We start from the raw sequence: 9,324 nt of genomic DNA, 5'->3' as shown, positions 1-9,324 counted from the left end.
CGCCCAAAGCACACACGAAAACGGATACATCAAGCCAAGAAAAACTTTTTGGAGAAATTCAAAACAGCTTCTTAATGCCTCGCGCCTATACCGGCTTACGAAACGAAGCAACCATCCATACGATATCACCCGACTGAAACACAAATGCTGGAGAAGGATTCTTCACCACTTCCTTGCCCCGTTCTACACCTAAAATGATAGCACGGTCGGATTTCACTTCGCCCACACTCTTGCCCAACAAGGAAGAATGTTCGTCGACGCACACGTTAGTAATGCGTGTCCCTTTGCGTGAAGATGTTCCGCTACCGGCACAGGCTTCTTTCTGCTCCAGTGCCCGAGCAAATTGCGAAAGGTCTTCATCGGTACCTACTACAGTAATTTTGTCATACGGATAAAGCATCTCGTCACCTTGCGGAATATCAATGACTGCATCGCCACGACCAATAGTAATGATATTTACCCTATAACGGGTGCGGAAAGCAAGTGTTTTCAACGTCTTACCCACACAAACAGAATTGGGCTGCACGGTGAAATCGACTGCATGGAGGTCGGACAATGAAGTAGTGTCTCCCACCCCGTCAAACAAAGAAGAGCTTTTCTTTTCTTCGTCCGGTCCTTGAAAATTGGCTTCGAACTGCTCTTCAATCTCCAACGAACGCTTGCGGATACGTTTCGAAAAATATAGTCCAGCCACCACCAGTAAAGCAATAACCAGTCCCAATCCAGACGCCACATTGAACAAACGGACCACAACACTCATTACAATGGTAATGCAAAGAATAATCTTAATCAACACCAGCGATGACAAAGCACCGCGATTTACCAGATTGTCTGCCCACAGACGGCGGAACTCGGGCGAATGGTTTTTCTTGACCACCATCGCCCACAGAAGCGGTGAAAGCACTGCCAACAAAATCAAAGCACCCAGCAAATCGCCCTGAAGTCCTGGCAGATGACCTTGGATGAAAGGATGTATTTTAGAAAAGAATATGACTATAACGCCTATGCAGAGAACCAGATACACCGACACGCCTACTATCATTCCCCGCAACAGACGGTGCCAGTCGTTCTGGTGCTTCTCGGATATGGAACCGGAAACATAGCGCGACAAAGCCTGCTTGCCCCATACCGGCAAATGACGGTCGACAAACCGGTATGCAGGCTCGGAAAAACGTATCATATAAGGTGTACAGAACGTAGTGATGACAGATACTGCCACAATAATGGGATACAAATGTGTATCTGTCACCTTCAGGCTCACACCTAACGAGGCAATAATAAAGGCGAACTCGCCAACCTGTGTTAACGAGAACCCTGATTTCATCGCCAGCTTCAATGGCTGTCCTGAAAGCAAAACTCCGAAAGTACCAAAAAAGCTCTGCCCTGCCAGAACCAAAAGAGTCAGCAACAAGATAGGCACAATATAATCGCGGATAACCATCGGGTCTATCATCATACCTACAGATACAAAGAATACAGCTGCAAACAAATCCTTAACCGGTTGCACTACCCGGCTGATACGTTCGCTTTCAGAGGTTTCGGCCAACAAAGAGCCCATGACGAAAGCTCCCAATGCCGAAGAGAACCCTGCTCTTACTGCAATCATAACCATCAGCAAGCACAGCCCCAAGGAAACCACCAACAGAATCTCATCACTGACAAAACGTTTGATCCTATTTATTAAGGTAGGAAGTAGGTAAATCCCCAATACCGACCAAAACACCAGAAAAGAGACCAGCTTCATCAGGCTACCCAGCAACGCCGTGCCCTCGAACTGACTACTTGCAGCCAACGTAGAAAGTACCACCAGCATGACAACTCCTACAAGGTCTTCTACCACCAAAATGCCCAACACGATTCCTGTAAATTTCTGCTGGAGCAGGTTCATGTCATTGAAAGCCTTAAAAACAATCGCCGTAGACGACATAGAAAGCATTCCGCCCAAAAAAAGACTGGTAATATGAGAAAATCCCATCATATTTCCCGCCACATATCCCAAGAACATCATACCGCACACAATAGTAACGGTAGCCACCATAGCACTCAAGCCTACATTCAAAAGCTTGCGGAAAGAAAACTCCAATCCCATGGCGAACAACAAAAAAATAACACCGATGTCTGCCCAAATCTTAATGTCAGACGTATCAGACACCGTAGGCAAAAAACTCACAGAAGGACCGGTAATAAACCCAGCCACAATATAACCCAAGATAACCGGCTGTTTCAGCCACTTGAACAGAATCATGACGCATCCCGCCACAACCAGAATAATACCTAAATCGGTAATTAATGGAGCTAATTCGGACATATTCGTTAAAATTTTATCGGGGCAAAATTAATCAAAATCAACCGACAAAAGATGTCCGGCATCTCCTCCTTAATGTTTTTTATATCTGTCGCCAGTATTTTCTCCCAGTCACAACCCAAAACATTGCCTCACGAAAACTATGATATCCCAACAGACCGAGAAACAGTTTTGAATTTCTCCAAAAAGTTTTTCTTGACCTGGTGTGTCCGTTTCTGAAGACAACACCCCGATTTCACATTTTGCCAAGTGCTGATTACAAAAATGGAGTCATCAACTTAAAAATAGTGAAATATTTCCGTAATTAAGTTGAAAAGATGCAGATTTTTCACACTTTTCTATGCACAAAGATTCTCACAAACAAAAGAACTTTTTATCTTTGCATCGGTCAGAAAAAAGAATTACCGTATAACTTAACTAAAATAATAGAATTATGGAATTTGTAACTAACGAAAAGCTTACCATTGTTGGTGCTGCCGGCATGATCGGTTCTAACATGGCTCAGACTGCCATTATGATGGGTTTGACTCCTAACATCTGCTTGTACGACCCGTATGCTCCGGGATTGGAAGGTGTGGCTGAAGAATTGTACCACTGCGGTTTCGAAGGCGTAAACGTAACCTTCACTTCAGACATCAAAGAAGCGCTGACAGGTGCCAAATATATCGTGAACTCAGGAGGTGCTGCCCGTAAAGCAGGCATGACCCGTGAAGACTTGCTGAAAGGCAACGCCGCTATCGCTGAAGAATTCGGTAAGAACGTAAAAGAATACTGCCCAGATGTAAAACACATCGTGGTTATCTTTAACCCGGCTGACATCACCGGTCTGATTACGTTGTTGTACTCAGGCTTGAAACCTTCACAGGTTACTACCTTGGCTGCCCTCGACTCTACCCGTCTGCGCAGTGAACTGGCTAAATACTTCAACGTACCTATGGACGCTGTTGAAAACTGCCGCACATACGGTGGTCACGGCGAACAGATGGCTGTATTCGCTTCTACTGCTAAAGTTAACGGCAAACCGTTGACCGACATCATCGGCACTGACGCTCTGAGCAAAGAACAATGGGCAGAAATCCAACAGAAAGTAACCAAAGGCGGTGCTAACATCATCGCATTGCGCGGACGTTCTTCATTCCAAAGCCCGGCATACGTTTCTATCGAAATGATTGGTGCTGCTATGGGTGGCAAGGCATTCCGCTGGCCGGCTGGTACATATATCTCAAACGATAAGTACGACCACATCATGATGGCATGGGAAACTTCAATCACTGCTGACGGTTGCCACTGCGCTGCTCTGAACGGAACTGCAGAAGAACAAGCTGCTTTGGACAAGAGCTACGCTCACCTCTGCGAATTGCGTGATGAAGTAATCGCTATGGGCGTTCTTCCTGCTATCTCTGAATGGAACAAGCTGAATCCGAACATCAAATAATAAGTTGCAAGGCAACAAATCGGCTCAGATTTTGAGTTAACAAATAAAATACAATCTCCATAAAACTCCTGCAAACGAATGTTTGTGGGAGTTTTTTTATCCCGGCATAAGCTTTTTCAATACAAAAAAGGAAAAAGAAAAGAAAAAGAAGTGACAGATTATTTTGTTATCTTCCCAATAATACCTATCTTTGCAAACAATCATCACTTAAGGGCTTGACTGGATTTGACAGCAAGAGATGTGGTATGTAAGCATGCAGTGCGTCAGTGATTTGCACTATAATCTCAGTTACTGAACAATTATCTGGCAACGAAAACTATGCTCTCGCTGCTTAATCGAAGTACAGTAGATTAACTTTATTTCCGTCACAGTGATGGAAACGAGACATCGCTCAAAAGCTCTTGTTCCGAGGCGTTTGGTCAAGCGGTGCAGCAAAATCGGGAATAGTTCTGGTCTAGCCTTGCGACCAGAATGAAATTTTAAAGGCTAAGGCGCAAGTGGGTGGCTCTGGTCTTGCTTACGCACGAAAACCGAAGGCAGAGATAAGCATGTAGAAAGCATATGGCTTCCTTGTTTGGACGAGGGTTCGACTCCCTCCAGGTCCACTGACTTTGAGACATTTTCGATAAAACCCAGCTAAAACGGTTGTATTTAGCTGGGTTTTTTGTTATCAAAAGGCACTCAGTAAAAAAACCACACACTTACAAGGTGCCATATTCGGTGACATATGTTTTGGCTTTACTCTTTATAACGGAATACTTTAACCACAACATTACCATTATGAAGAGAAAAAGCAAAATTTCCATCCTCTTCTGGCAAAGGAAAGGAAGAGGAAAAGCGGAAAAATCACCGATTTTCTGCCGTATTACCATTACGGGGCAAAGATACGAAATCCCCGCAAATGTTACAATCCACAACAAAAATTGGTCTACAAAATTACAGCGTTCGACTGGCAAGACAGCCGAAGACCGGGACGCTAACCGAACACTCGAACAGCTATACACCTTCGTTCTCGATACGGTGGCACGCATACAGCAAAAAGGCTATGCGCTCAACATCGAGAATTTCCGACTTATGTTCCAAAACAAACAGAACGAAGTCAACACAATCCGGTCAATTTTTGAGTACCACAAGGCTATAGAAGGGAAAAACCTTACTTACAACACCATGCGCAGTTACGACACTACGTTACGGCATTTGCTGAATTTCATCCGAATCACCCGAAAAGTAAACGACTACGATATAACATCGATTGATAAGGTTTTCGTCAACGAGTTCTACGCCTACCTACAAGGATACCGCAGGCAAGATACTATCAAGGTTTGCCATGCAAACGGAGCAATTAAAAACCTAAAACGCCTGAAAAAAATCCTTGGCATCGCGGTGGATAACGACTGGATTCCCAAGAACCCGGTAAACCTCACAAACCTGCACCCGACTAAATCCGAACGAGGCTTCCTCACTATGGACGAAATAAACGCTATCGAGAAAGCCATTCTTTCGCCCGCTCTTTCTATAGTGCGTGACATATTCATCTTTGCTTGTTACACCGGAATTTCATACATCGATGTCGCACAAATCACGGTAGAAAACATCACTATCGGCATTGACAATTCGGAATGGTTGCTCTATCATCGACAAAAGACGAAACAGCGGGTAGCAGTTCCGATACTCGAACCTGCCTTGAAAATTATCGAACGCTACACCGCATTCCATGGAGGAAAGAAAAAAGCAAAGATTTTCCCGGTACCTACAAACCAAGTCACTAATAGAGAATTGAAACGCATCGCACAAATTGCCGGTGTCAGTAAGGAAGTCACATTCCACATGGCACGCCATTCCTTCGCAACCACTATCACCTTATCGAACGGAATACCCATTGAGACCGTAAGCCGGATGCTCGGTCATGCCAGCATCGCCACCACGCAAATCTACGCCAAAATCGTAGACAAGAAGATACTTGACGACATGTCCGGATTAAGGACAAAGTTCAGCATCGAGGAAGAAAAGAAAAAACAATCAGTCTAACCCCTAAAAACAAAACAATATGGCAGCAAAGAAAATCATACCATTGTCTCCTATGACAAAAATCGTAATCCCCGAACACGTAGAACAAGAGTTCCTCCGCAGCTCGCAGGTGCAGAAGATGTTCAACATCTCCGAATCGCTATTGAAAAAACTCCGCGCAAACGGCACAATCCCAGCCTACCAGCTTGGGCAGACCTACCTCTACAAGGCAGAGGAAATCATCGCAGCACTCCGGAAAGTAACCCCAAAAAATCCCCAGCCATGAGCAAGACCGGACTGACATACTACCAGGCAGAAACCGACCGCTTCCAGGACATCAAGATAAAGAGGTTGAAGAAGCGGTTCGGGTGCCAGGGCTATGCCGTATACAACTACGTGCAAAACGAAATCTACCGCGTAGAAGGATGCTTCATCCGCTTCACCGATGATCAGGCATTCGACTGCGCCGAATACTGGAACATCGATGAAGAAGAAGTGATGGACATCATCAACTTCTGTGCCGATATCGAGCTGTTCGATGCAGTGATATGGAAAACCCGCGGAATACTCACCAGCCGCGAGATACAACGCCGATACACCGAAATATGCCGCCGCGCAAAAAAACGCATGTTCATCCCCGATGAAATCGCGCTTATAGAGGATGAACGAATAGAAACCGCACAACCCGAACCGCTGCCACTCTTCGCCGATGAAGCCGTAGAAACCGTGTCCGGAACACCCTCTTACGGACAACCCGAACTTGCCGTTCCGCAGAACTCCGCAGAACTCCGCGGAATTCCGCGGAAACCCGCGGAAAATCCCGACAAAGAAAAGAAAAATAAAATAAATCCCCCCTCTATCCCCCCGCAAGGCGGTGGGAAGCTGGAGGAGGAAGTACATAAACTCCGTTCCCGGCTGGAGGGAACACCGCCCCTCAGCCCTACGCCGCCCGATGACGGAATACGCCGCAACCCCACGGGCATACTCGAACGCCTGCAGCAGCTCCGAATACCCCCGAAAGAAATCGAGCAGCTTCTCCTGCTGTGCCGTTACGGCGAGATAGGACACCCCATTTGGGCGTTGCTCGAGGACATCAGGAAGAGCAAAGGCAGGATAACCATGCCCGGACGGTTCCTGCTGGCAAGGCTCAAAGCTTCGTGACGGGAGGAGTGTGCCCGTGCGGAAAGGAACAAGATAACTTTACGATGCAAAGCATCGATTGCTTTACGCAACAAAGTTGCGATTGTTCCGTCTTTTTCCGCTTTTTTTAATCCGACTTCTTTACCTTCCCGCCCAGTGCAAATTTTTTTCATTTTGCCGGAACGAAAAGTCAACCAATGCCAAGAAATGCCAATTCGCAAGCGAATTACCATTTCTGACCATTCGTTAACTTTGGTCTAATCCGTCAAAATAAAATTTGCACGCACAGGGCGAAAAGGTAAGTCGGAATAAAAAAAAAGCTCCAAAAGGATTTTTCTTTTAGGGCTCTTAGGTGTTCAGAATAAATTTTAATTCAAAACTTTACGATTATGACAAACGAAGAACTACACTCCAGCTATCAGACCGTCCAGGAAGAGACCGCGAAATCTGTAATCATGTGGGCAAAAGGACGGAGAAACGACTATCCGTTCGAGGAAATCGAATGCCTGCTGCGGATCGCCCATGCGCCCGAACAAGACGAAGAACTCCGGTGGTTCGTACTCGATGCGCTCTACATCCGCTGCATCCACGCGCTGAACCGGGAGCAGTTGCGCCGCCTTGACTACTGGCTCCATGCCCACGCACGCCACGAACTCGCCTGCATCTGAGGCAGGCACCAGCCGGAACCGGACACGCCGCCGCGCTGATGGAGGCGACCGGAGCCGGAACTTACCATAACCGATAACCCACATAACGACACAATCCCATGAAGAAAAAGGGACAATTCAAGGTCACCATCGCCCGATATCCGTTCATACTCGAACGCTACGGTACCAGCATAGCCCAGCTGCATCACATCGTCTTTCCGAGGCTTACCGTTACATGTACGGCAGAGTCTGATGATTCATGCTTACAAGTCGAAATAGATGATGAATGCGACTTCGACACCGTTAACACAATCATAAGGCAGGCACTGGATTTCATGAAGGAAGTCAACGCCAATCCATCAGCAGGAGCCACCGGAAGCAAGGAACCCGACTGACTACGGTCGGGCACCGCCCGGCTATGCCTCACGCCTTCCCGCTTGTGCGGTAAGACTCATGAGGCAAAGCCCGGCTCCGGCTTCTACGGTTTCCCAGCTGAAGCTGCCACCTTTAGCAAGGACATCAGAGGGAAGCAATGCCATTCCGCGCCGCTTGACAAGCCGCGCTACCGTCCGCATGGCACCAGAACAAGGGCAAAGCCCACACACGGACAGCACCGCAGGCTACCGCCTGGAGTGACTACCGTCGGGCACCGCCCGGCTATGCCCCACGCCTTCCCGCTTGTGCGGTAAGACTCATGAGGCAAAGCCCGGCTCCGGCTTCTACGGTTTCCCAGCTGCAGCTGCCACGGCTTGTGCGGATGGCGTGGGTAAGCGGCATCATCCCGCGCCGCTGCGCTGCCGCCACTCCGTTCCGCTTCGCTCCACTCCGGTCGCCATCACAGCCGCGCTGGAGCTTGTGGGGAAGCCGACACGCGGGCGAAGCCCACACACGGACAGCACCGCAGGCAACCGCCAGGAGTGACTACGGTCGGGCACCGCCCGGCTATGCCCCACGCCTCGCCGCGCAAGGCGGCAAGACCAATGGGGCAAAGCCCGGCTCCGGCTTCTACGGTTTCCCAGCTGCAGCTGCCACCTTTAGCAAGGACATCAGAGGGAAGCAATGCCATTCCGCGCCGCTTGACAAGCCGCGCTACCGTCCGCAAGGCACCAGAACAAGGGCAAAGCCCATACACGGACAGCACCCGAAGCAACAGACCGGACCCACTACCGTTTAGGCTGCACCGCGCCGCGGCGGCGGGGCGGAGGGCAATCCGCCCCTTGAGCGCTCTGCTATTAGCATTCCGGTCGGCACTGACCATGCGGCGCGTGCCCCTTCCGGCAGGCAGGCAGGTATCACCGACTTTCTACGGCAACCCACCGTCCATCGCCGCTGATATACCCATTGCCGATACTGCAGTGTCAAGATTTTCAGCGGTAGCAGCATCGGCAATGCGTATATCATCGAATGTACACGTAGCCCGTTCCGGGCTCGGTCTAATTAAACATAACGCATTTTCATTATATGGTAACATTTTCAGCGGAAAAAGAGTTAAGTCACCATATAATACGCATTATATTTAATTTGACCGGTGGATGTTCACAGACAATACCTTCGTACAGATGCGTATGGATAAGCCCCGTTCCTATATGCTTAGGTAGGCTTATCCATACCCATCTAATGCATACACACGGCGCAAATACGCGCCTTCACCGGCTAAAGCCTCCAAGGTATTCCATGAGTCATACCCGTGCGGATGGCAGCGTGGGCGTGCCCCTTTGCGTGCCCCTTGGTGCATACACGCGGCGCATATACGCGCCTTCACCGGCAAGCCTCCAAGGTATTCCATAAAT

Annotated in this window: 10 protein-coding genes and 1 other RNA gene; 8 read left to right on the top strand and 3 right to left on the bottom strand. The window is 48.3% G+C overall.

The window, feature by feature from the left end; genetic code table 11:
* Positions 1 to 85: 85 nt before the first annotated feature.
* A complete protein-coding gene (locus tag H9625_RS12180; RefSeq protein WP_087250656.1) occupies positions 86 to 2,308 on the bottom strand; it encodes a cation:proton antiporter in 2,223 nt (740 codons plus the stop codon).
* A gap of 430 nt (positions 2,309 to 2,738) precedes the next feature.
* Here H9625_RS12180 and H9625_RS12175 point away from each other — a divergent pair, with 430 nt between their 5' ends.
* The 8 genes from H9625_RS12175 to H9625_RS12140 all read left to right on the top strand — a co-directional run bounded on the left by H9625_RS12175 (position 2,739) and on the right by H9625_RS12140 (position 8,170).
* Positions 2,739 to 3,740: a malate dehydrogenase gene (locus tag H9625_RS12175; protein ID WP_022039409.1), complete on the top strand. Its 1,002-nt coding sequence runs from the start codon at positions 2,739 to 2,741 to the stop codon at positions 3,738 to 3,740.
* Between the two features lie 211 nt (positions 3,741 to 3,951).
* Positions 3,952 to 4,348: a transfer-messenger RNA gene (ssrA, locus tag H9625_RS12170) on the top strand.
* Between the two features lie 172 nt (positions 4,349 to 4,520).
* Positions 4,521 to 5,768 carry a site-specific integrase gene (locus tag H9625_RS12165; protein WP_191764553.1) on the top strand — a complete coding sequence of 416 codons (1,248 nt, stop codon included), beginning with the start codon at positions 4,521 to 4,523 and terminating at the stop codon, positions 5,766 to 5,768.
* A gap of 19 nt (positions 5,769 to 5,787) precedes the next feature.
* Positions 5,788 to 6,033: a helix-turn-helix domain-containing protein gene (locus H9625_RS12160; RefSeq protein ID WP_191764551.1), complete on the top strand. Its 246-nt coding sequence runs from the start codon at positions 5,788 to 5,790 to the stop codon at positions 6,031 to 6,033.
* Complete coding sequence (locus tag H9625_RS12155) at positions 6,030 to 6,908, top strand: DUF4373 domain-containing protein (protein WP_191764549.1); 879 nt, start codon at positions 6,030 to 6,032, stop codon at positions 6,906 to 6,908. Before H9625_RS12160 ends, H9625_RS12155 begins: the two co-directional genes overlap by 4 nt.
* A 368-nt stretch (positions 6,909 to 7,276) precedes the next feature.
* Complete coding sequence (locus H9625_RS12150; protein ID WP_191764547.1) at positions 7,277 to 7,555, top strand: hypothetical protein; 279 nt, start codon at positions 7,277 to 7,279, stop codon at positions 7,553 to 7,555.
* 98 nt (positions 7,556 to 7,653) lie between these two features.
* The gene (locus H9625_RS12145; protein WP_191764545.1) at positions 7,654 to 7,929 is read left to right on the top strand and encodes a hypothetical protein; all 276 of its coding nucleotides are present in this window, start codon (positions 7,654 to 7,656) and stop codon (positions 7,927 to 7,929) included.
* Between the two features lie 58 nt (positions 7,930 to 7,987).
* Complete coding sequence (locus H9625_RS12140) at positions 7,988 to 8,170, top strand: hypothetical protein (protein WP_191764543.1); 183 nt, start codon at positions 7,988 to 7,990, stop codon at positions 8,168 to 8,170.
* A gap of 199 nt (positions 8,171 to 8,369) precedes the next feature.
* Here H9625_RS12140 and H9625_RS12135 read toward each other — a convergent pair whose 3' ends face one another.
* The gene (locus H9625_RS12135; RefSeq protein ID WP_191764541.1) at positions 8,370 to 8,600 is read right to left on the bottom strand and encodes a hypothetical protein; all 231 of its coding nucleotides are present in this window, start codon (positions 8,598 to 8,600) and stop codon (positions 8,370 to 8,372) included.
* A gap of 534 nt (positions 8,601 to 9,134) precedes the next feature.
* On the bottom strand, positions 9,135 to 9,324 hold a 190-nt coding region (locus H9625_RS12130; RefSeq protein ID WP_191764539.1), incomplete at its 5' end, for a hypothetical protein.

The organism is Phocaeicola intestinalis, assembly GCF_014837065.1.
In the GTDB taxonomy this organism is placed as follows: Bacteria; Bacteroidota; Bacteroidia; order Bacteroidales; family Bacteroidaceae; genus Phocaeicola; species Phocaeicola intestinalis.
The sequence above is the reverse complement of the archived record's forward strand: the minus strand, read 5'-3'. Positions and strand labels throughout refer to the sequence as shown.

Coding starts and splice junctions, on each gene's coding strand:
- H9625_RS12155 (WP_191764549.1), top strand. CDS start 6,030: ATGAGCAAGACCGGACTGACATACTACCAGGCAGAAACCGACCGCTTC.
- H9625_RS12180 (WP_087250656.1), bottom strand. CDS start 2,308: ATGTCCGAATTAGCTCCATTAATTACCGATTTAGGTATTATTCTGGTT.
- H9625_RS12165 (WP_191764553.1), top strand. CDS start 4,521: ATGAAGAGAAAAAGCAAAATTTCCATCCTCTTCTGGCAAAGGAAAGGA.
- H9625_RS12140 (WP_191764543.1), top strand. CDS start 7,988: ATGAGGCAAAGCCCGGCTCCGGCTTCTACGGTTTCCCAGCTGAAGCTG.
- H9625_RS12145 (WP_191764545.1), top strand. CDS start 7,654: ATGAAGAAAAAGGGACAATTCAAGGTCACCATCGCCCGATATCCGTTC.
- H9625_RS12175 (WP_022039409.1), top strand. CDS start 2,739: ATGGAATTTGTAACTAACGAAAAGCTTACCATTGTTGGTGCTGCCGGC.
- H9625_RS12150 (WP_191764547.1), top strand. CDS start 7,277: ATGACAAACGAAGAACTACACTCCAGCTATCAGACCGTCCAGGAAGAG.
- H9625_RS12135 (WP_191764541.1), bottom strand. CDS start 8,600: ATGGCATTGCTTCCCTCTGATGTCCTTGCTAAAGGTGGCAGCTGCAGC.
- H9625_RS12160 (WP_191764551.1), top strand. CDS start 5,788: ATGGCAGCAAAGAAAATCATACCATTGTCTCCTATGACAAAAATCGTA.